General features: G+C 40.2%; 21 protein-coding genes. 18 read left to right on the forward strand and 3 right to left on the reverse strand.

Annotated features, from left to right (window positions below; genetic code table 11):
• The first annotated feature begins 885 nt into the window (after positions 1-885).
• From AC1TO9_RS17255 to AC1TO9_RS17265, 3 genes are all read left to right on the forward strand, one after another.
• Positions 886-2,352, forward strand: coding sequence for an ABC transporter substrate-binding protein/permease (locus AC1TO9_RS17255; protein WP_482059955.1), 1,467 nt, complete (start codon positions 886-888; stop codon positions 2,350-2,352).
• Positions 2,339-3,061, forward strand: a complete 723-nt coding sequence (locus AC1TO9_RS17260; RefSeq protein ID WP_482057115.1) for an amino acid ABC transporter ATP-binding protein — start codon at positions 2,339-2,341, stop codon at positions 3,059-3,061. The genes AC1TO9_RS17255 and AC1TO9_RS17260 overlap by 14 nt, the downstream gene beginning before the upstream one ends.
• 222 nt (positions 3,062-3,283) lie before the next feature.
• Complete coding sequence (locus AC1TO9_RS17265; RefSeq protein WP_482059956.1) at positions 3,284-3,934, forward strand: 3D domain-containing protein; 651 nt, start codon at positions 3,284-3,286, stop codon at positions 3,932-3,934.
• A gap of 118 nt (positions 3,935-4,052) precedes the next feature.
• Here AC1TO9_RS17265 and AC1TO9_RS17270 read toward each other — a convergent pair whose 3' ends face one another.
• Positions 4,053-4,931 (reverse strand): polysaccharide deacetylase family protein, encoded by an 879-nt coding sequence (locus AC1TO9_RS17270; RefSeq protein ID WP_482059957.1) that lies wholly within the window; start codon positions 4,929-4,931, stop codon positions 4,053-4,055.
• Positions 4,932-5,091: 160 nt separating this feature from the next.
• Between AC1TO9_RS17270 and AC1TO9_RS17275 the strand changes: the two genes are divergently transcribed.
• The 7 genes from AC1TO9_RS17275 to AC1TO9_RS17305 all read left to right on the forward strand — a co-directional run bounded on the left by AC1TO9_RS17275 (position 5,092) and on the right by AC1TO9_RS17305 (position 9,704).
• Positions 5,092-5,787: a dihydroorotate dehydrogenase electron transfer subunit gene (locus tag AC1TO9_RS17275; protein ID WP_482057112.1), complete on the forward strand. Its 696-nt coding sequence runs from the start codon at positions 5,092-5,094 to the stop codon at positions 5,785-5,787.
• On the forward strand, positions 5,780-6,712 hold the full coding sequence (locus tag AC1TO9_RS17280; protein WP_482057111.1) for a dihydroorotate dehydrogenase: 933 nt from the start codon (positions 5,780-5,782) through the stop codon (positions 6,710-6,712). Before AC1TO9_RS17275 ends, AC1TO9_RS17280 begins: the two co-directional genes overlap by 8 nt.
• A 42-nt stretch (positions 6,713-6,754) precedes the next feature.
• Positions 6,755-7,114: a prenylated flavin chaperone LpdD gene (gene lpdD / locus AC1TO9_RS17285; RefSeq protein WP_482059958.1), complete on the forward strand. Its 360-nt coding sequence runs from the start codon at positions 6,755-6,757 to the stop codon at positions 7,112-7,114.
• Positions 7,115-7,152: 38 nt separating this feature from the next.
• A complete protein-coding gene (locus tag AC1TO9_RS17290; protein WP_482059959.1) occupies positions 7,153-7,824 on the forward strand; it encodes a PspA/IM30 family protein in 672 nt (223 codons plus the stop codon).
• A gap of 148 nt (positions 7,825-7,972) precedes the next feature.
• Positions 7,973-8,377 (forward strand): DUF350 domain-containing protein, encoded by a 405-nt coding sequence (locus AC1TO9_RS17295; RefSeq protein WP_482057108.1) that lies wholly within the window; start codon positions 7,973-7,975, stop codon positions 8,375-8,377.
• Positions 8,378-8,409: 32 nt separating this feature from the next.
• A complete protein-coding gene (locus AC1TO9_RS17300) occupies positions 8,410-8,916 on the forward strand; it encodes a DUF4178 domain-containing protein (protein WP_482057107.1) in 507 nt (168 codons plus the stop codon).
• 11 nt (positions 8,917-8,927) lie between these two features.
• Complete coding sequence (locus AC1TO9_RS17305) at positions 8,928-9,704, forward strand: DUF4247 domain-containing protein (RefSeq protein WP_482057106.1); 777 nt, start codon at positions 8,928-8,930, stop codon at positions 9,702-9,704.
• 441 nt (positions 9,705-10,145) lie between these two features.
• On the opposite strand, the gene AC1TO9_RS17310 is transcribed toward AC1TO9_RS17305, so the two are convergent.
• Positions 10,146-11,771, reverse strand: a complete 1,626-nt coding sequence (locus AC1TO9_RS17310) for a WG repeat-containing protein (protein ID WP_482059960.1) — start codon at positions 11,769-11,771, stop codon at positions 10,146-10,148.
• 189 nt (positions 11,772-11,960) lie between these two features.
• Between AC1TO9_RS17310 and AC1TO9_RS17315 the strand changes: the two genes are divergently transcribed.
• From AC1TO9_RS17315 to AC1TO9_RS17345, 7 genes are all read left to right on the forward strand, one after another.
• Positions 11,961-12,482 (forward strand): hypothetical protein, encoded by a 522-nt coding sequence (locus AC1TO9_RS17315; protein ID WP_482059961.1) that lies wholly within the window; start codon positions 11,961-11,963, stop codon positions 12,480-12,482.
• A 120-nt stretch (positions 12,483-12,602) separates the two neighbouring features.
• Complete coding sequence (locus tag AC1TO9_RS17320; RefSeq protein WP_482059962.1) at positions 12,603-12,857, forward strand: hypothetical protein; 255 nt, start codon at positions 12,603-12,605, stop codon at positions 12,855-12,857.
• A gap of 84 nt (positions 12,858-12,941) precedes the next feature.
• The gene (locus AC1TO9_RS17325) at positions 12,942-13,709 is read left to right on the forward strand and encodes a stalk domain-containing protein (protein WP_482059963.1); all 768 of its coding nucleotides are present in this window, start codon (positions 12,942-12,944) and stop codon (positions 13,707-13,709) included.
• Positions 13,710-13,974: 265 nt separating this feature from the next.
• Positions 13,975-17,298 carry an ATP-binding protein gene (locus tag AC1TO9_RS17330; protein ID WP_482059964.1) on the forward strand — a complete coding sequence of 1,108 codons (3,324 nt, stop codon included), beginning with the start codon at positions 13,975-13,977 and terminating at the stop codon, positions 17,296-17,298.
• Positions 17,291-17,986: a response regulator transcription factor gene (locus tag AC1TO9_RS17335; RefSeq protein WP_482059965.1), complete on the forward strand. Its 696-nt coding sequence runs from the start codon at positions 17,291-17,293 to the stop codon at positions 17,984-17,986. Before AC1TO9_RS17330 ends, AC1TO9_RS17335 begins: the two co-directional genes overlap by 8 nt.
• A gap of 179 nt (positions 17,987-18,165) precedes the next feature.
• Entirely contained in the window at positions 18,166-18,576 is a 411-nt protein-coding gene (locus tag AC1TO9_RS17340) for a DUF4870 domain-containing protein (RefSeq protein ID WP_482059966.1), read from the forward strand.
• Between the two features lie 27 nt (positions 18,577-18,603).
• Complete coding sequence (locus AC1TO9_RS17345; RefSeq protein WP_482059967.1) at positions 18,604-19,185, forward strand: hypothetical protein; 582 nt, start codon at positions 18,604-18,606, stop codon at positions 19,183-19,185.
• Positions 19,186-19,496: 311 nt separating this feature from the next.
• Here the strand turns inward: AC1TO9_RS17345 and xerS are convergent, their stop codons facing one another.
• On the reverse strand, positions 19,497-20,582 hold the full coding sequence (gene xerS, locus AC1TO9_RS17350) for a tyrosine recombinase XerS (protein WP_482059968.1): 1,086 nt from the start codon (positions 20,580-20,582) through the stop codon (positions 19,497-19,499).
• A 166-nt stretch (positions 20,583-20,748) separates the two neighbouring features.
• Here xerS and AC1TO9_RS17355 point away from each other — a divergent pair, with 166 nt between their 5' ends.
• The gene (locus tag AC1TO9_RS17355) at positions 20,749-21,228 is read left to right on the forward strand and encodes a GNAT family N-acetyltransferase (RefSeq protein WP_482059969.1); all 480 of its coding nucleotides are present in this window, start codon (positions 20,749-20,751) and stop codon (positions 21,226-21,228) included.
• Positions 21,229-21,233 lie beyond the last annotated feature (5 nt).

Here is a 21,233-nt window from a genome sequence, read left to right on the forward strand (position 1 = left end):
CATCTACTGCCTCATACCATGGGTGAAGCGCATTTCGTACATTTTGCAAGATGATTTTGGTACAAATAAGCTATTAATAATGGGTTACTTCAATATCCGTAAATTTCAAGATATTAAATGTAATAAATGGGCATAGCTATAATCAAGTATATCAATACTTGGAGGTGCTGGTTGACGTAACAAATGCCGATGTAGAAGACTTGATGATAATACAGATTGTTTTAGAGGTTGGTATGAGGCTGAACATAGAGAATTATTTGAGGATAAATGTGGGAAAAAAGAATAGCTACTCCAAATGCGAATGGATTAGAAAAATCATTACATATGTAATTTTAATAACAAAAGTCACTCCTCTTCAGAGTGACTTTTGTTATTACTAAGCAAGTATTAAACCATTATCAAAGTGATTATTTATCGGCTTAACCTAAAAGTCAGAGCTTGACTGTTCAATTGGAATCGCCCTATTTGGTTGAATAATCTTGAGCCATAATAAGAGAGAATAGGTTGGATGGAGTAGGAAGTATGAAGCAGCGCAGGTGACGGAATTGTCCTGAAGAAGCGATAGCGTTCGCCTACAAGCTTTCCGCAGGAAAGCTACTTCGGAAGCATATGCTTTGCCATCGGATTTCAACCGCTAAGCGGTATAAAATCAAGAAATCGGAGGGTAACAGCGATCGTAAGGATAATCCGTCAACGTAGCGACATCCTAGACTAATGTTTGCCAAGCACTAGTAACAGTATTTAGCTTAGTTATTATTTTAACGATTTAATGAATGTCATTGCATAATAATACATTTTCACTTATGATTGTTCAGTTGTAAAATACTTTATTGTGACGGATTAACGATCTGTCATATTTATTAATGGTAAGGAGAGGACAGGAAGTTGAAGAAATTTAATCGAATCATTGCGATTCTACTCAGTGCTATCATCCTGTTAGTTATGGGTTTGCAGACGACAGAAATCGTAAGTGCAGAACAAGAAACTACGAAGACCACCAAAAAACTAGTTCTTGGAACAAGTGCCGAGTTTCCACCTTATGAATTTCATAAGACGATAGACGGAAAAGACCAAATTGTTGGTTTCGATATCGAAATTGCGAAGGAAATCGCTAAAGATCTTGGGGCTGAACTTGTCATTGAAGACATGGGCTTTGATAGTCTACTATCTGCGTTGCAAAGTGGGAGAGTGGATTTTGTTATTTCGGGTTTAACGCCTTCGGAAGAACGTCGTCAAAGTATTGACTTCTCGAATGATTATTATTTGGCACAACAAGTTGTCGTGGTGAGAGCGGAAGATCAAGAGCGATTCCCGACGATGAAAGAACTTGAGAATGAGAAGATAGGGGTGCAAAAAGGTTCGATTCAAGAAGAAATCGGAATGGATATTCCTAATGCTCATCTGACTTCATTGGAAAAAATACCGGATCTTATTTTACAGTTACGGACGAAACGAATCAACGCCATCATTATGGAAGATACAGTCGCTCAGGCGTATTTTGATTCGGAGATTGTTCTTGCTGCTGCTGTGCCAGAAAATGCTGATTCCTTGGCAGCCATTGGAATTCAGAAAGGTAATGTTGAGCTACTGCAATCGATCAATGAGACATTGGAGCGATTGAAGAGTAATGGTGATATCGATCGATTGGTTAAAGAAGCGAGTCTTCTAGCGGCTGATAAGCAGGTATCAGGGAATATATTTAATATTGCTTGGAAATACAGAAGTTATTATGTACAAGGGATCGGATATACGCTCTTGCTGTCAGCACTAGGTGTATTATTTGGCTTCATTATCGGTCTGTTCATCTCGTTACTACGTATGACAAATATAGGGTTGTTGAAGTGGCTAGGTTCAGCTTATGTTGAAGTGTTACGAGGCACACCAATGCTTGTACAGCTTATGATTATTCATTACGGCATAGCCTTAACATTTGGTGTTAATTTCTCGCCACTGCAATCCGGTATTATAACGTTATCGATTAATAGTTCAGCATATCTTGCGGAAATATTCAGAGCAGGTATTCAGGGCGTAGACCGTGGACAAATGGAGGCAGCACGCTCGTTAGGGATGAAAAGAAGCACAGCGATGCGCCATATTATATTACCGCAAGCATTTAAGGCTGTTCTACCGGCAATTGGTAATGAATTTATTACGATTATTAAAGAATCGTCGATTATCTCCATCATCGGAATGGCTGATATTATGTATCAGGCTGGTGTTGTGAAGAATATTACGTATCAAGGACTAAGTCCATTTATTATTGCAGCGGTTATTTATTTCTGTATGACGTTTGCATTGTCCAAGGTACTGGGAGTTGTAGAAAGGAGGTTGAGTGCTAGTGATCATCGTTAAAGATCTTCATAAATCATACGGGGAATTAGACATTCTTAAAGGAATTGATGTAGAGATATCTAAGGGTGAGGTTGTCGTAGTGATTGGTCCTTCGGGTTCAGGCAAGAGTACATTTCTACGTTGTCTCAACCTGCTTGAACAGCCAACCTCTGGAGAAATATTATTTCAAGGTAAATCGATAACATCTTCCAATCATGACATCAATGCTACACGTGAGAAAATGGGGATGGTGTTCCAAAACTTCAATCTGTTTCCTCATAAAACCGTCGGTCAGAACATTATGTTAGCTCCACTTACCGTTCAGATGAAGTCGGCAAAAGAAGCGGATTACATCGCGAATAATCTATTGCAAACTGTAGGACTATCTGATAAAAAGGATGTCTATCCGAATCAATTATCGGGAGGACAGAAGCAACGTGTTGCTATTGCTCGTGCGTTAGCGATGCAGCCACATGTTATGTTATTCGATGAGCCTACTTCAGCGCTCGATCCTGAAATGGTAGGAGAGGTGCTGGAAGTTATGAAGAAATTGGCTGTGCAAGGCATGACGATGGTCATCGTTACGCATGAAATGGGGTTTGCCCGTGAGGTGGGTGATCGTATTCTATTCATAGATGAAGGTCGTATTATGGAAGAGGGTTCACCTGAAGAGGTATTTAATAACCCGAAGAATATTCGTACGAAAGAATTCCTTAGTAAAGTGTTGTAGCAATGAAATAGCCTAAAAAAACGAATTGATATATAGAGCAGCACGGAGGAAAAGATGACGAAAAAGTCATTGTTACCTCCGTGTTTTTTTACGATAAAAGGCGTCATAATCATGTTCATAGTGTCACTTGGGAAACATTACATATTTAAAGGTTACAAAGTTGTGATATATTAGTTGAGCCGAAACTTTGCAGGCTTTCATACAAGGAGGAGCACAAACACAATGAATATTAAATTTAAAACAATTAAAATGTTTGCAGCAGTAATAGGAATTGCTATGGTGGTACAGGGTGCACCTGTTCATGCAGAAGCTGTTCATGTAACGAAAAAGGGCGATACGTACTTCAAACTATCCCAACAGTATGGTGTGGATCTGAAAGAATTGATCAATGCCAATGCCAATACGAAAGAAAACAATATCTATCCAGGAATAAAATTAACGATACCAACGGCTAAGAAGACAGTGTCAGCTACATCTGTAAATTCAACTGCTTCGATTCTAAATGTCACAGAAGATCAAAAAGTGGTGAAAGCATGGGGAAAAACATTTAATTATAGCAAAACTTTAAATGTCAAAGCGTCAGCCTATTCTGCTGCTGCTAGTGAGAATGGTAAATGGGGAGCCGTTGATTACTTCGGTAATCCACTCAAACTAGGCACCATCGCTGTAGACCCCAAGGTTATACCAATGGGGACAAAAGTATTAGTGACTGGACATAGTCATGATGGTCTTCCCAAGGATGCATTTGTTGCAACGGCAACGGATGCAGGCTCGGCAATAAAGGGCAATCGAATAGATATATTCATTCCGGGAAGCCAACAAAGTGTAAGAGTATTTGGATATCAACAGATTGAGTTGTATTTCATAAACTAAGTGAAATAGGGAATAGAATCGTAAAGTGCGTGTTCAAAAGATGACTTTTTGAACAACCTCTTAAAGGGTAGTCCTATAGGCCAATGATAATGGCTTATGGAACTACCCTTCTTTATCGTTATTTAGGGACCGGAATCTTCTCGACACTTATCTGAAGTAATTCGGGAACGGTTACGAAGGAGTATCCTTTCTTTCGCAGGTTCAAAATAATTTCAGGAAGGGCTTCTATCGTTCCTGTTAGATCTGATCCGATGCCCCCGCCTGCATGTTGGAGAATGATGGAACCCGGTCCGACCTGGGACAGAATATTCTTCTTCACTTCGTCTTTACCAATTCCTTTCCAATCTAGAGAATCTACATTCCAGTTAATAATTTTATAGCCTTGCTTCTTAGCCCATTTCAGTTGCTCTTCAGTAATTTCCCCATAAGGAGGACGGATCAGCCTTGGCTTATAGTGAATTAATTCGTTAAGAATTTGCTCGGTTGTGTTAATCTGACTTTGAAAATGTTCCAAGGAGATCTTGGTGAATTGGGGATGATCATAGGAATGGTTACCTATGGCATGCCCCTCACGCTGAATTCTTCTTACAATGTCAGGATGATCTTTTGCGCGTTTGCCAACAACAAAAAAAGTAGCCTTTACATGATATTTAGCTAATATATCTAGCACAACGGGTGTGAATCGAGGATCTGGAACATCATCGAAGGTAAGAGCGAGTCTTTTTTCCCTCGGGCCTCTAGTTTTCATCGTTTCAGGAAATTTCCGATATAGTTCAGATAATGTAGCTGAAGAATTCTTTTGCTGTTGTTCTTTTGAATTTTTCGAAGAAGAATGATCATTCTGTGAATGAACTACAGGTTCCGACATGGGGCTTGAGCTTGCTATTGCACTTTCTGTGGAAGATAACGCTGCCTGAATATCATGTGGTGAAATGATAGAGAGCCTTCCGGCTATGACAAGAAAGAACAAAATGATTAAAGTAATTTTTCTGAACATATGTACAACCTCCGAACTATTTAATATGTGAGGAATTCAACTATGTTGTTATGTCCTGAATGTGTTAATATTATTCTTAGAGAAGTTAGTGAAAAAAGTCACTTAATTATAATGTAGTATTAATTATGAATGGATTTTGGTACATAGGAGGCGTTTGTGGATGGGGAAAGTGATAACCAATGAACAGGTATCTGAACAAGTGTATCTGATGAACGTAGAGGGGCATTATGAAGGTAAGATGGGTCAATTTTATATGTTGCGAGCATGGGGGAATTATCCGTTACTCTCTCGACCGATTAGTATATTTAATAGAACGGATGGAGGGATAGAATTCCTGTATCAGGTGGTCGGGGAGGGAACGGCACTACTTGCTGGACTTCGACCGGGAGATTCTTTATCTCTTGAAGGGCCTTATGGTAATGGGTTTCCCGAGGTAAAAGGGAGAGTCGCACTTGTTGGTGGTGGGATTGGAATCGCACCGCTCTATTATTGTGCACAACAGATCCCGAATGCGGACATCTATCTCGGTTTTAGCAAAGAGTCATACTTATTAGATCACTTTAATACTGTAGCAGGAAAATTGTATACAAATGTTGGCGGATACATTGTTGAAGACATCGATTTCCATCAATATGATGCGATACTATCGTGTGGGCCGCATGGCATGATGAAAGCTGTTCAGTCGAAACAACAGCAATCACAATGTTCAGCAGATGTCTATATTTCACTAGAGAACCGAATGGCATGTGGCATTGGGGCATGTCTAGTGTGTAGTGTGTCGTGCAAAGATGGCCGTAAAAAGGCATGTACAGATGGACCTGTGTTTGCTGCAGAGGAGGTATGTCTACATGATTAATTTAACATGTGAAGTTGCTGGAATTCCTTTTAAAAATCCAATTGTGATGGCTTCAGGAACTTTCGGATTCGGCAGAGAGTACGGTAAGTTATATGATCTATCTAAGATCGGTGGCATTAGTGGGAAAGGTCTCACATTACATCCTAAAGCGGGTAATGAAGGGCTTCGTGTATTTGAGACGCCCTCAGGGATGTTAAATAGTGTTGGGCTTGAGAATCCAGGCGTACCCTATTTCCTAGAGCATGAATGCGCCTATTGGGAGACACTGGATACCGTCAGAATTGCTAATCTAGGCGGTAATTGTTTAGATGACTACATACAGGGTGCCATTCTGATCCAAGAAGATCACAATAGAAGACAAGCGCTAGGTCGAGTAGCCGTAGATATGATTGAATTGAATATTTCATGTCCTAATGTAAAAGAAGGCGGAATAGCCTATGGAGTAAAGACGGTGGCAGCGCAGGAAGTCGTTCGACAAGTAAGGCGGGCAACTAGCTTACCATTGACGGTCAAGTTGTCTCCAGGTGCGGAGAATTTGGTGGAAATGGCTCTGATGTGTGAGAACGAAGGGGCAGATGCCCTATCTCTCATTAATACGATTTCCGGGATGAAGATTGATGTGCGTCGTCGTTCAAGTGTTTTTCGTAACTCTTATGCTGGGCTGTCTGGTCCTGCGATTAAACCAATTGCATTACGTATGGTACACCAAGTCGCACAGCATGTGAAGATACCTATTATGGGAATGGGTGGCATTGTGTCTGCGACGGACATCATTGAATTTATTATGGCAGGGGCTGCTGTGGTGCAGGTGGGTACGTATAACTTCATGAACTTGCGTGCAGGTCAGGATTTGGTTGAGGGTTTGGAGCAATTTATGCTGGAAGAGAATATTAAGTCTTTGGACGAAATCCGCGGAATCTTATAGAATAGATAATAGATTCATATTTCTTTCGAAAGGCGGATGTATATGATTGAGTTTAATCCAGATGACATCCAAATCATTGAAGTTCCAGTGGGACGGGATATGATGCTGATCATCACAGGTGGGGCTGCTCACATTGGCGCTGTATCCACGGCTTATCGAACTTCCGATGGGATTGAGGTACAAACGTCAAGTATACCAGGACATAAAGAGTATACAATTAGTGAGGATCTGGCGCGTAAAGCTGCAGAAGTGCTAGATAAGACAGTCACCGTGGCCGCAGGTATACATTATGATCAACTTACGAAAGTAGAGATTCAGTCGATCGTAGCCATCGTGAATGAAAGAATGGATAATTATTTGAACAAAATGAAACGTTCTATGTCTTTATCACGTACACCTTAGTATGAAGAAAAAACATACTCCTGGGAGGAATGAATTTTATGTCCATGTTCAAAAGATTACGTGATGTAACGATGTCCAATATTAACAGCTTGATCGATAAAGCGGAAGACCCTATCAAAATGACGGATCAGTATATTAGAGATATGCATGAAGATCTTGAAGATGCTGAGAAAGCTGTAGCAGCACAAATTGCTATCGAGAAGAAATTCAAACAACTCTATGAAGAACAAGAGGCGTTAGTGAATAAACGTACACTACAAGCTCAGACAGCTGCACAAGCGCAGAATATTGATCTTGCCCGTCGCGCTTTGGAAGAGAAGAATGCAGCGGAGTTGAAGAAGAATGAATATAAAGTGAACTATGATCAGAATAAAGCATCTGCTGATAATCTACGTAGCAAGCTTGAAGAAATGCGTAAGCAATTAACGTTAATGAAGAATAAACGAGAAACATTAGTAGCGCGTTACAATGCTGCCAAGGCACAAACGGAGATTAACAAGGCTATGACAGGCTTCAGTACGGATTCTGCGGCAAGTGGACTCAAACGTATGGAAGATAAGATGTTACACATGGAAGCGCAAGCTGAAGCAAGTAACGAAATGACTTCTAGCGAGAAATCTTTGGACGATGAGTTTGCAAGTTTAAATAAAGACCAAGCGGTTGAAGATGAACTTGCAGCACTTATGAAACAATTCGGGAAACAAGAATAGTAGAAGAAGTTCAAAAAGTCATCAGTAATAAGTATAAATAGTTAACATATGTAATATGACAGGCGAAGGAGCTAATATGTGATCATAACTCCTTCGTTTTGATATGAGAATAATGTGAAATTTATTGCCGAATGGGGTTGAAGAGGTCATGGATTTTGAATATGTATTAAGAGTGTTGGTCTGGACAGGTGTAGGTTCGGTATTACTGTTCATTCTGCTATATGTGGACTCATTATTTACAAAGTATAAGGATTTTGAAGAAGTTAAAGCGGGAAATATGGCGGTAACGACCCGGATGATTCTGAAGCTTGTCGCACAGGGTTACATTCTTTCCGTATCTATATCTACCTCCAATGTATTACTTGAAGCGATCGTTGTTTCAATTATATCCTTTGTTGTACTACTCATTCTGGAAAGTATTGTCCGTATATTACTTAGAGGATGGGCTAAGCTGGATCTTGATCTAGGAACACAACAAGGTAAATTAGGTTATGGACTATTTGCTGGATCATTGCATATTGTAGGAGCTCTAATCATTACAGCTTGTCTGTAAGTTGAACTAACGTCGATAAGGGGTCGCAGAATATGAGTATTTGGAAAAGAGTAGGGAATCTATTTGCTAAGCCGGAACCGCCAATACGAGAGAAGAATGTGTTGGGGCTTGCACCAGGTGATATATGTGAAGTATCGCTAGTTACGTACGAAGTGGTGGGAAGAGTCCATAATCGTAGTCGGAACGCGGTTGTACTTACGTTGCAAGATGGTCAGGATATCGCTTATTTTCATATTGAGGAACGGGAAAATATCCAGTATGCGTTGTATAAGCCGATTGATGGAAGGTTGGACAATCCAAATGAGGTTCCGAGCATCGTCGATTTGGATGATGTAGCCTATCATTTGGAGGAGGAGTACGACGGGAATGTACTTGTAACTGGGAAAGCACCATTCATGCAAGGTGGGGAGCAACATGTGTGGCAATATCAATCTGATGATAATCAACTGCTGCGGATTGAATGGCAAAATGGACGCTTCATGATGTATGAAGGCGAAAGTGTGATACCGGCAGATGTAAAGATCATTCGGGCAAGCTAGGAGTGGATCAAGTGAAGAAACATTCAGTTCTTTCAATAAAGTGTTTGATCGTTCTTGGTTTATTAGTATCTCTATTGAGCGGTTGTGGTGCGGGTGGCTGGGGCGATTTAGGGACAACGATGAAGTCGTATCCGCTTGAATCCGTAAATAAAGATGGCAATGCCACATCTTATGTATATCGGGCAGAAGGTCAGAGTGTACCTGACGTTGCTGCTGAACTATCTGAGGATCGTCAGCCGGATCAGATTTCGGCAGAAGATTCGGAGCGAATGTTCCTTGTTTATAATGATGAATGGTACCATTTACAACAGGATCCAGATAACTCTGAGGATACGCTGATTGAAGTTGACTCAAAGGAATATGTCCAGAAGAATTATGACTCGAGCTTCCTTGAGGGATACATCGCTGCAAGTATTATAGGTAACATGTTCGATTCATTAGGGCGAAGTGGTACTTATCGTGGATATTCTAGTAAGGACGTATACAAACCGAATCAGGGAAGCTATTCTAAACCAACGACCAGTGATAAGAAAATGACACCTCCACTCACCGTGGAGAAAAAAGGGCTCATCACGCGACGTGGAAATACTAGCAATTCATCTAGTAGCAAACGATCTGACGACACTATATTCAACCGAGGCAGCACCCCAAGTAGGGGAAGCATTAGTAAGGGAAGCGATAGTGGCAGTGGATCTAGTATTTTTGGTTCTTCTAAGAATAAGAAATCGATTAGTAAGCCGAAAACAAGAATAGGTTCGGGTAAAATTAGTAGAAGAGGTCGAAGGTAGTTCAATGTGGATTAACTAAGGACTCCTAACGGGGTCCTTTTTCTATATTGAGGATTCACGGGAATATGAAGAATTTAAGTGCCCTTATTACATCTATTAGAAAAAGTTGAAAGTCTCACGAAGTAGCATGAGAGAAGGGAATGGCTATGGATAGAGAAGCTTGCGTTCTTCCTTTAAAGTACTCTTCCATCCGCTAAAGATGATTCAAGGAACATGATTCAACGAACACGACTTTAAGAGCGGATGTAACCCATAGACAGTACCTTTTCACCCACGCTAGCAACTTTTTTTCATGATCCTTAAACACTCGCTCTTTCGGCAGTTCCTTTCTCCTAATCTTCACATGAACTCTTCGACCAAGGACACCGAAAGGCGTCTTTCTAATTTTCTATCTGTTTTTTACTAACATGTTTTTTATTTCATATACGAGATGAACATCTTTCAAAATAAATGAAAGAGTCTCTTGATTGTAATATATGCCTGCTCTCGTGTATATTTCCCCGCAGGATCAAACCGGTTGCCAGCCACGCCGCTCATGACCGCTTTTCCAACGGTTGTATCTTGAAGCGCAGCGACAAACATGACTCCATCTATCGCCCATGTTGCTATAGAGGATTGATCCGTGTATGGAGTTAAATTCGGAGCTGTCCGGACGCCTAGATTCAGCGCAGCCCGTTGCAGCATATTGGCTGCCTCCTGTCGTGTAATTTCACCGTTTGGATCAAACGTTCGGATACCCTTGCCATTAACGATGCCTAGATGATGCGCGGCAAGCACCATCTGATGATCTGTATCGTCAAATACGTTGTTTGAGAGATTTACTCCGATTCGTGTCATCCAATCTTCGGTCGATAATCCCGCAAGGACAATATACAGATTGACAATTAATTCACTAAATTCCTGGCGGTTGATATGAGTTGTGTAGCTGTTGTTCATCCCCTTAGGAATGAGATTTAATCTCTCAGCAGCCTCGACTTCCTCTACCGCCCAACCAGAAATCTTCCCATCGGTTGCTGCTGGAGTATGGAAGCTTGCATCGATAAAGCCCCATTTACCATCAATGAAAACGCCAATGAGCCCTTCGTTAAATTGGTCTGAGATATCTTCGAATTGTGGCGGAATAATCGTTTTTCCAGTTCGATCGATAAACCCCCAGCGATCATTTTCATAAATAGCACCCATTCCTTCATGAAAATGTACCTGTCTTATAAAAGGGAATTGCGGGGCAATGATTTCCCTGCCTTGTCGATCCATAAACCCATAATAATATTCTCCTTGCATGATTTTATATACAACTGCGATTCCATCGTGGAAAGAGTCTGCCATATCGTAATAATGTACTTTCGAAAAGTCGATGGCCAGAATACCATCAAGGTTAATAAAGCCTTCGTCTACAGGGGCAAGACCATCCTTAAACGTGGAGGGTAAGGAATACACAAAACCGGTAAAGGCATCGCCTTCTTTGTTAATAAATCCCCAGCCTTCCATAAGGTAAACTGCAGCTGCCCCTTCGCTGAATGGCGAGGCTAATTCATATATAAGTTCGATGACAACGTCGCCTTTCTTGTTAATAAATCCCCACTGATCATCTAGTGACACTGCGGCGAGTCCCTCGCTGAAAGAAAAGGCATAATCGTATTGCGGTTCAATGACGAAACTCCCTGATTTATCGATGAATCCCCAGCGATCATTAATGGATACGCTAGCTAGTCCTTCGCTAAATCCACCGGCATCATCTGGTTGAATATCAATGATATCAAACTGTGCCTCGATGATCATTTTCCCCATCTTATCAATAAAGCCCCAGCTACCACCGCTTGCGACTGCGGCTAATCCCTCATGGAACGGCAAAGCATAATCATATTTGTGCGGAATCACTTCATTTCCCTTTTTGTCGATATACCCCCAATGATCCTTCATAAATACTGCAGCTAATCCCTCGCTATAATTTTGTACCATCTCATATTGCGGCTTAACTACATAGGTGGAAGTTGATTGTGCTTGAACAACGGGAAGATTCGAAAATAGTAATAAGACGCATAGAAATAAAAAAATACTGTTTCTCAAGTTTAATACACACTCCTTTTTATTAGTTTACATGCTTGAAGTAATGGACTTGTTGCACAAAGCTATTCTAGACGAACAAGGTTAAATGTAGGTAAAGGTCGGATTGGGAATTTACTCTATATAATTAACCTAGACTTAACCTTGTTAGACTATCCTTATGTACGTCAATGTAGAAAGGGGAAATTGAATATGAGAAAAGCATTTTTGGTTTTAGCGTGTATATTGATCATAGCAGTATTAAATGGCTGCGGAGGAAAACCAAACTCATCCAGTAAGAATAAGCAAGGGGATTTACAGCAAGTGGTTGTCGGGCAAACCAGTGATGCATCGATTGTTAATAATAAGACGAAGTCCAAGGAATCCGATAAAACACCACCAGTCATTGATCATTTGGACACGTATCCCTTTCCTGTATCGGCTGGCTGGAAAGAGGAGGACTTCGAGGTTAGGGAGTATGATGAAGGGATGCACTGGGAGGCTGTTTTTACTTTCGATGGAGATGAGCGAGAACAGGCTTTAGCCTATAAGGAAGTAATCGAAGAGCTTGGCTATGAGACCCAAACTATACTGAATGAAGTATTTAAAATAGGGACGGTAGAGTTCGCAGGGATTTCCTATCACGGTACATTTACATTTGGTATTGGAGATGATCACAGTGAATGGGGCGAGGGTCAAGGCTATGTAGAGATTGTCTTTTCGGAGAAGAAGTAACTGGAAAAGACAATCGGTTCTTAAGGCTCTTTGTCCTGTCGTTAATTGGATGGCTTGTGAGCACTTTAATAATGAATAGAGAGGGATGAAGTATGGCGGATTTCCGATATCGTAAATACATTGGAGTCGCTATCGTCCGCCTATCATGCTCCTAAAACAAACGGGCTTGTCACCGTCAGCGGATTTAGGGAAATCCCTTTTACAGAATCCATCAATTTGCGAGATATGATTCAATCAGATGAGTTTATCAATCAGATGGATCCAGATGAACGAAAGGAATTCGAAGACTTTTTGAATTGGAGCGAACCAGGTGACATGGGTGATATAGAAGTGATTGAAAATTCAAAGGGAATATTGAAACTACTTGAAAAATAGTTCGAATTCTTTACCTAGAATTAACCTTGAACTTGTAGCATAGGTATGTATAAAAAATTGAAGGTACTAGGAGGGAAAATCACAATGAAACAATGGTTTAATCAAAAAAAGTTAATCGTATTATTGTCAGTCGTATTCTTATTCGGTGCCACTGGAAGTGTATTTGCGGCGAGTCAATTAACAAAAATTACGGCATATTTGAATTCTGAACTAACGATCTTGTTAAATGGAAAGAATTTTCAGGCAATTGATGAGAACACAGGAGAAAAGCTATTGCCGATTACTTACAATGGTAGAACCTATTTGCCACTGAGAGCAGTAGCTGAAGCAACTGGAATTGAAGTGGGCTGGAATGGAAAGACACAGACGATCCATCTAGGCGGAGAAGAGGCTGCTGAGGAGATAATTGGCGAGCTTGGAACGATCTTTACTCCTGTAACTACAGAGTATGTTGACGCTAGTGGAGCAACAGCATACCGATTGAAAAGCACGGAGCCCAAAATTCTAAATCGAGGACCTAAAAGTGATTTTGAATATGGCTATGCCTATAACACTATGCATTCTTATTATCTAACAATTATTGTTGATAACAGTAAAAACTTTGATGTATTTAAAGCGAGAATTTGGCTCGAGGATTCAAAGGAAAGCGCATTGCAAAAAGCGCCGTTTATCGAAGTAATTGCAGTGGATGGTAATGGACAGCTTCTGGTAATGGACGGTAAAGATATCGAATTTGGAAAATACTATGATTTGGAAGTAGACATTAAAAATGTGAAAGAGTTTTATGTTAGAACTAACGGGGTATTGAGTGTAATCGGCGAACCAATGATGGGCAAATATCCAAGTCAATAATACAGATCGGGAAAAAGGGTAATAACGTAAAGAACGCAGCTTGTAGGTGATGGTTAAGCCTATAAGCTGCGTTTTTAGTATGATAATCATGGATACTAAAGATCTTGGATGGGTAACGTCCGAAGCTGAAGCGATTATTTTTTCTGGATATTAAAAATGATCTATTACCTGCGAGTACAATAATTATCTTGAAATTAATGCAAATGGGCTGTATCTTCTATATGATGTTCCAATTATTATATGTGTTTAGATAGGAGGGAGAACGATGATCGCCTTGTATTCACAGAAATCAAGATGGATCTGTATGTTATTCTTTCTTATTGTGACCCCACTGTTCCTAATTGGCCAAGGTATTGCAATTGCTTCGCAGCAGGAAATAATCACTTTGGATGAATCGACAGAAAAAGTTGTTTTGGATTCTTATATCGAAATATTAGAGGATAAATCGAAAGAATGGACAATCGAAGATGTGAGCAAGGGGTCTCTCTCCACACAATTTAAAAAATACGAAGGCAATGGTCGGCCAAATCTAGGTTATTCCGTTTCAGATTATTGGATTCGCTTTCAAGTGCATAATCAATCGAATAAGCAAGATTGGCTATTGGAACTTGATGCTCCCAAAACCAACCGGCTGCAACTTTATCTTCCTGATGGAGCAGATGGTCATTGGCGAAAGGTAACGACTGGAAATTCTGTGCCTTTTGAGGAAAGAGATATTCGTCACCGAAATTTTGTATTTCAAGTTCCAATGGATTACAACGAAGAACAGATGATATACCTCCTGGTAGGAACTGGGAGTTCCAAGCAAATTCCGCTAACATTATGGACTCCTTCTGCCCATAGTGAAAAATCAATCATTGAATATGCTCTATTCGGCACCATGTTTGGCGTATCGATCATTATGGGCATGTATAATTTATTTCTTTACTTTTCGATAAGGAATCGAAGTTATTTATATTATGTGTTGTTTGTTACGTTCAATACATTGCTTTATTTGGCGGATACAGGATTAGCATATCAATTCATATGGCCAGATCTAGTCCTTTGGAATGGTCGTTCGGTGAGTAATTTTATGTTTTTAGGTAATATCGGGGGATTACTGTTCGCTATAAGTTTTTTAGAAGTGAAAAAATATATGTCACGAATCGATCGATTGATGAAGATCATCATCATTGCTAACATTGTAGTTTTGATCATTCGATTTCAAGAGTTTTTAGCAGTATCGGAATTTTCCGTTTACTTTAATATGCTCGTTGTATATATTGCAGTACTATTTAACTTGCTCACCATTGTTCTAATTCTGTTTACAGGATACATTTCACTTCGTAAGGGATACCGTTCTGCACGCTTCTTTCTTATAGCTTGGAGCGTCTTTACAGTCGGGGTGACTATTTCTTTGCTCGTCGATATGGGTTTCATACCACTTACATTATTCACGAAGTACGCTTGGCAGGGTTCGACGTTGCTAGAGATGGTATTACTGTCATTTGCTCTAGGCGACCGTTTTAATATGATGCGCGAGGAAAAAGAAGAAGCGGTACTAAAGTCGCAAAAAAGTCAGTTGCTTTCACTGGAAAGTCTCAAACGAACAGATGAGCTAAAGGATGAGTTTTTAACCAATACTTCACATGAACTGCGCACACCGCTGAATGGAATAATCGGAATTGCTGAGACGCTACGAGATGGGGCTGCAGGTGAAGTGTCTGCTCATGTGCAATCCCATTTGTCTATGATTATTATGAGTGGAAGACGTCTATCCAATTTAATTAATGATATTTTGGATATTTCAAAGTTGAAAAATAATGAATTGAAATTAAAGTTGGTACCTGTTCAATTGGCGGATGTCATAAATGTTGTCATTACAATTTGTAAACCTTTGGTGAAAGATAAGCCTGTTGAATTACTTAATCAAGTAAATTACGATATTCCAGCGGTCCATGCTGATGAGAATCGGGTGCAGCAAATTTTATATAATCTTGTGGGTAATGCGATTAAATATACGCCAAGCGGTTATGTTGTGGTTTCTGCTAGATTGAAAGAAGGAAGGGTCGAAGTTAGTGTGGAAGACACGGGTATAGGTATCCCTACAAATGAACTTGAAACCATCTTTGAACCATTTCACCAAGTAGACTCCAGTGCGGCGAGGGAAACAACTGGCACAGGTATTGGTCTGAATATTACGAAAAAACTAGTGGAATTGCATGATGGTGAAATTAAAGTGAATTCAGAGTCGGACCGTGGTTCAATATTTAGCTTTACTCTTCCAATGAGTCATGAAGCAACGATAGCTAAATCGGACATCGCCACCTCTGTCCAAGCTGCGATGTTAGGATATGAGGAAGTAAACACAATGGTGACAGCTATCACGGCTAAAGAGAAGAAAAATGTGAAGATTCTGATCGCGGATGACGAACCGATTAATCTGCAAGTGTTGACGAATCAGTTAGCACTCGAAGGGTATGAAGTCGTTGCTGTAGGAGAAGGCAGTGCGGTTATTGATTATGTTCAGAATGAGCCTATTGATTTGTTGATTTTGGATATTATGATGCCGAAAGTGTCTGGATACGAGGTATGTCGCACTTTGCGAGAGCAATATTCACTTACGGATCTCCCCATATTAATGTTAACCGCTAAAAACCAGGTACAAGATATCGTTACAGCATTTGAAGTGGGTGCTAATGATTATTTGACTAAGCCATGTGATCGGAAAGAATTGGTTTCGCGAGTGGAAACGTTGATTCATCTTCGTCAATTGAACTTGGAACTAGTTGAGATGAACCAATTACTTGAGGAGAAAGTAGTGGAGCGGACGTATGAACTTGCTACAGCCAATCAAAACTTGACTGTGGCGAATGAAAACTTAGTAGATATGACAGAAACACGTCGACGCTTATTAGCAAATATTTCCCATGAGTTAGGAACACCGATCACATTAATTCAAGGTTATGTGCAGGCGGTACAAGAGGGAATCATTGTTTCAGATGACACCCGTTATTTAAATATGGTTTCAGATCGTGTCAAGGTATTGGAGCGGCTCACGCAGGATTTATTCGACTTGTCTAAATTGGAGGCTGGTCAAATGAATATGAACTTTAAAGTGGTTAACCTGGAGCAATGGGCTGAAAGCTTGCTGCATCAATGTGAGCAGAACGTTACCGATGGGAATAGGAAATTCGTTGTTAAGTCTCACCATGATCGACCGCAATGGAATGATGATCTTTGCCGAATAGATACTTATCGTATAGCTCAGGTCTTCTCCAATTTAGTCTGGAATGCCGTAAAGTATACGACTACCGAAGAAGGTGAGATTGGCATTGAGTTTCGAGTTCATGATGATGAAGTGATCGTGATGGTTAAGGATAATGGATGCGGGATTGAACAAGAGGAACTATCTTATTTGTTTGAGCGTTTCTATCGGGGAGATTCCTCAGTCGTTCACAAAGCATCGAGTGGTACGGGGCTGGGATTAGCTATTGCTAAAGAAATTGTGCAGCAACATCAAGGCAGAGTATGGGCGGATAGTCGTATCAACGAAGGAAGTACCTTCTATGTAGCTCTCCCTATCTGGAAAGGAGGCAATAATGGCTAATAAACTCATTCTTATCGTTGAAGATGAGATCGGGATAAGGGAACTCATCCAGTTATATTTGGAGAAGAATGGGTATCTTGTTGTGACTGCTGGAAATGGAGAAGAAGCTCTAAGGATGATGGAAAAAAAACAGCCTCACCTTATTTTATTGGATATTGAAATGCCGAAGATGGATGGTTTTGAACTATGCAGGCAAGTAAGATCTAAATTAACTTTGCCTATTATTTATTTAAGCAGCAGAAGAGGAATTTCGGACAAATTGAAGTGTTTTGAACTGGGGGGCGATGACTATATTACGAAACCATTTGATTTTAGTGAACTCAAAGCACGCATTGAGGTGAATCTGCGTCGCTATGATCAGTTTGGATCCGGCATTGACCAGTCTAGCGATATTCTAAAGTATGGTGAGTTAGAATTTGATCTGAATCGTTGTCATGTTAAGTTGAACGGGGAGCTAATAGAGTTATCGGTCAAAGAAACGCAATTATTAATGCTGTTCGTTCAGCATCCTAATCAGGTGTGGAGTGCTGAACAATTATATGATCATGTATGGGGCTTAGAATCGACCGGAAATATTGAAACCGTGAAGGTGCATATCAGTAAACTTAGGCGTAAATTAGAACAAGAACCTTCTAAACCTAGGTACATTCAAACGGTTCGAGGATTCGGATATTTATTTGTAAAGTGAGTATAAATGAATAGAGTGAGCATCATTTGATGCATGAATGAAGACAGTTAGGTCTTATTTTTCGGCATAGTCGTTTCTGCTTGTTTGCAACTTTAACCTAGACTTAACCTTACGGCTTTATACTTAGGTGTAAATAGTTAAGACAAGAGGAATACACATGAGTGAGGGAGGATAAGTCAATGAGTGATTTAGAGAAAAACGGAAATAAGCAGACGGTATTTAAAGAAGAATTGAATGCTCCAGCGGAACCTTTGAATTCTGAGAAAGGGAAAACAGATTCAGGTTTGGATGAAAATTTGGCGGGGTTATTATGCTATGTCTTTGGGTTTGTTACCGGAATTGTTTTTTTGCTGATTGAAAAAGAAAACCGATTTGTACGTTTCCATGCATTACAGTCGATTTTTACGTTTGCAGCAATATTTGTCGTGAGTATAGTCATCAACGCGATTCCACTATTCGGGTTTCTCGTGAGTATCTTGTTAACGCCTCTATCGCTGATTTTGTGGATCGTTTTAATGTTGAAAGCTTATCAGGGGAAATGGTTCAAATTGCCGATTGTTGGAGATTTGGTAGAAAACCAACTGAAATAGGCCAAACTCAAGGGAGATGAACATAGTATGAAGAAATGGATAACCGCTTTTCTTTTGAGTGTGATAACTGTAGTAGTCGTTGGATGTGTATCGGTACCAACGGGAGATGGTAAATCGCTCAAGGTCAATAAAGACGGTATAACGCTGAAGTCAGCTGATGGTAATGGTGGGAATATTGATATTGTGGCCAAAGATGGAGGAATGGTATTGTCAGGAACGGATGAAAAGGGTGAAGAGTTTCAGCAGAAAGTTTCGACTGAACAGAAACTCCCAGATGATTTCCCGGTGGATATCCCCATTCCTTCAGGTGTGGAATTAAGTGTAATCGAGAGTAAGATAGGCGAACAAATGCAATATATCGTGAACTACGAGATTGAAGGAAAGGTAATAGATTATTATAATCAGTACAGAAAATATGTCGAACAGGCTGAATACACAAATATTATTGATGCAAGCATGGGCAATGCAGCAGTTGATACGGCTATCGAGAATATAATGGCCAAATCGGATGGTAACACTTTGATGATTGGCATAATGAAGTCGGGTACTGGAAAATACGATGATGGAATGATAACGGTCAACTTAATGTATTTTCTTGGTGAAGAGTAGGAAATAACCAATTAATAAGGAAGTATAAGTTTCACTTGATACTCTAATTCTTATATTTAGGCAGAGACGGGTATCGTCCTTGAAAAAGGACGATACCCGTCTCTGCCTAATGTTTTCGGTATCTCTTTTACTTCATATATATCAAAGTAGAGTGATCATTGGATTCAACTTGGATACTAACTAATTGTAATTCATTCTGATTAGCATACTGGATATTATCTTTCTCGCAGTTGGCTGGTAGTTCGACCACGCAAGCGTCCGGGTTACAGGTGAAACCTGGTTGTACGGTTGTGAATTTGAAGTACGGATATTTACGTTGACTCCACACGTCGTTCAATCGCTTCGGACATCGTTTTATCTGTTAGATGAGCATATACTTCTGTCGTCTCCGTAGAGGCATGCCCCAGCTGTTCCTTCGTCTTGTAAATATCATTCTGAAGATAGTAATCGGTTGCGAAGGAATGTCGCAGTTTGTGCACCGTCAGGAAGGGTTTGCCGAATCTAGTAGCGTATTTAATGATCATAGCCTGAACAGCACGCTTGGTCATTCGCTTTCCATCTTTTTGACCATTTGGGATGGTGAGAAAAAGGGCCTTCTCTTTCTTCGGTGCATGATAACGAGTCTGCCTTAGACTAAGGTATAATGACAAATCATCCTGCGCTTGTTCACGGAAATAGACTGGCGTTTTGAATGTTTCGTCATTATGCCCTTTGCGGAATATGTATATTAGTTTATTGTTGAAGTCTAGGTCATCCGTATTCAAATTAATGATCTCTGATACACGAAGTCCTGAATTCAGAATAAGGCTAGCGATACAAGCATCACGTTCTTTGTTAAGCTCATAGGAGTAGAGCGCTTGTTTGTTATCAGCGACATCAATCCCGTAGCCTACAAGAATATAACCTATAAATTCCAGTAACTCTTCTTCTTCAAGGATTTTTCCTTTTAACTTAGCAGCCGTATCCTTCGGTTTGTGTATACGTTTGACTTCTACTTTGGCCATAATATTACGTTTTAATAAGGGATAGAAGTCCTCATCCTCAGCGATCTGGCTTAAATAATGAAATAATGAACGCAGGGATGATAACTTACGAGAGATGGTTACTTTGGAATTGGCACCCTCCCTACGGGTCGTGAGATAGAGCCTATAACTCACAACGTTTTCCATACGAAGCATTTCCAGTTCGGTTAAGGTCACTTTTGAGTTATGGTCGGCTTCAGAGAGTAATTCGCCACGTAACCAGTTAAAGAAAGTTTCGTAATCCCGTATGTACTCTAGCAGCGTAGATGGAGAGAGATCAGGTAATTTATAATCGATGAATTGTTGCACGAACCAGGGCATGCCGAGAACCTTTTCATCGAGCCGTTTGCGATCAATATCTTTTTGTATATTCACGGATGCACCTCCTTAATTAATAGAGTCTAACTGTTATTTTACCATAGGTATGGATAGAAGTCTTAGAGATGGCATGGAAGAGTAAATGTAAGAGTATAATTGCGAAGTTGCAGGACAACGTTATATAGTAGGTTCAGATAAGATGCGATGGGGTGAATTTATGGAAATGAAGCTTGAATGGGTTCCGATTGAACATAAAGACGTTATTCATCATTTAATGCAATTTTATTTATATGATTTCACAGAGTTTTTGGATATCGAGCTTGAGGAGACAGGGAAGTTCGAAACGTATCCAGATTTGGATACATTTTGGGAAGAGGAAGAAGGAAGATTTGCAATATTGATATCTACTTATAATAAGCCTGCAGGATTCGCTTTGGTGGAACGACTAGATCATTCGCTAGAAGCCGATTATTATATGACGGAGTTTTTTATTATGAAGAAGTATCGTCGTAGTGGTCTAGGAAGTTGGGCAGCGAAAGAGCTTTTTCAACAATATAAAGGGAAGTGGAAAGTCACGCAGCTCAGAAATAATAGACCAGCTCAGAAATTCTGGCAGAAGGTAATCGGTGACTACACGGGTGAAGACTACGTCGAGAAGGTACTTGCAGACAGCGGAAATGTAAGCCAGTATTTCAAGTCATAAGCAGA

Source organism: Paenibacillus sp. Y916 (assembly GCF_056786435.1).

Bases quoted from the DNA above. Each gene is read 5' to 3' on its own strand.
- AC1TO9_RS17300 (WP_482057107.1), top strand. From the start codon at position 8,410: ATGAGTATTTGGAAAAGAGTAGGGAATCTATTTGCTAAGCCGGAACCG.
- AC1TO9_RS17325 (WP_482059963.1), top strand. From the start codon at position 12,942: ATGAAACAATGGTTTAATCAAAAAAAGTTAATCGTATTATTGTCAGTC.
- AC1TO9_RS17290 (WP_482059959.1), top strand. From the start codon at position 7,153: ATGTCCATGTTCAAAAGATTACGTGATGTAACGATGTCCAATATTAAC.
- AC1TO9_RS17295 (WP_482057108.1), top strand. From the start codon at position 7,973: ATGGATTTTGAATATGTATTAAGAGTGTTGGTCTGGACAGGTGTAGGT.
- AC1TO9_RS17270 (WP_482059957.1), bottom strand. From the start codon at position 4,931: ATGTTCAGAAAAATTACTTTAATCATTTTGTTCTTTCTTGTCATAGCC.
- AC1TO9_RS17315 (WP_482059961.1), top strand. From the start codon at position 11,961: ATGAGAAAAGCATTTTTGGTTTTAGCGTGTATATTGATCATAGCAGTA.
- AC1TO9_RS17330 (WP_482059964.1), top strand. From the start codon at position 13,975: ATGATCGCCTTGTATTCACAGAAATCAAGATGGATCTGTATGTTATTC.
- AC1TO9_RS17345 (WP_482059967.1), top strand. From the start codon at position 18,604: ATGAAGAAATGGATAACCGCTTTTCTTTTGAGTGTGATAACTGTAGTA.
- AC1TO9_RS17340 (WP_482059966.1), top strand. From the start codon at position 18,166: ATGAGTGATTTAGAGAAAAACGGAAATAAGCAGACGGTATTTAAAGAA.
- AC1TO9_RS17275 (WP_482057112.1), top strand. From the start codon at position 5,092: ATGGGGAAAGTGATAACCAATGAACAGGTATCTGAACAAGTGTATCTG.
- AC1TO9_RS17335 (WP_482059965.1), top strand. From the start codon at position 17,291: ATGGCTAATAAACTCATTCTTATCGTTGAAGATGAGATCGGGATAAGG.
- AC1TO9_RS17355 (WP_482059969.1), top strand. From the start codon at position 20,749: ATGAAGCTTGAATGGGTTCCGATTGAACATAAAGACGTTATTCATCAT.
- AC1TO9_RS17280 (WP_482057111.1), top strand. From the start codon at position 5,780: ATGATTAATTTAACATGTGAAGTTGCTGGAATTCCTTTTAAAAATCCA.
- lpdD (WP_482059958.1), top strand. From the start codon at position 6,755: ATGATTGAGTTTAATCCAGATGACATCCAAATCATTGAAGTTCCAGTG.
- AC1TO9_RS17265 (WP_482059956.1), top strand. From the start codon at position 3,284: ATGAATATTAAATTTAAAACAATTAAAATGTTTGCAGCAGTAATAGGA.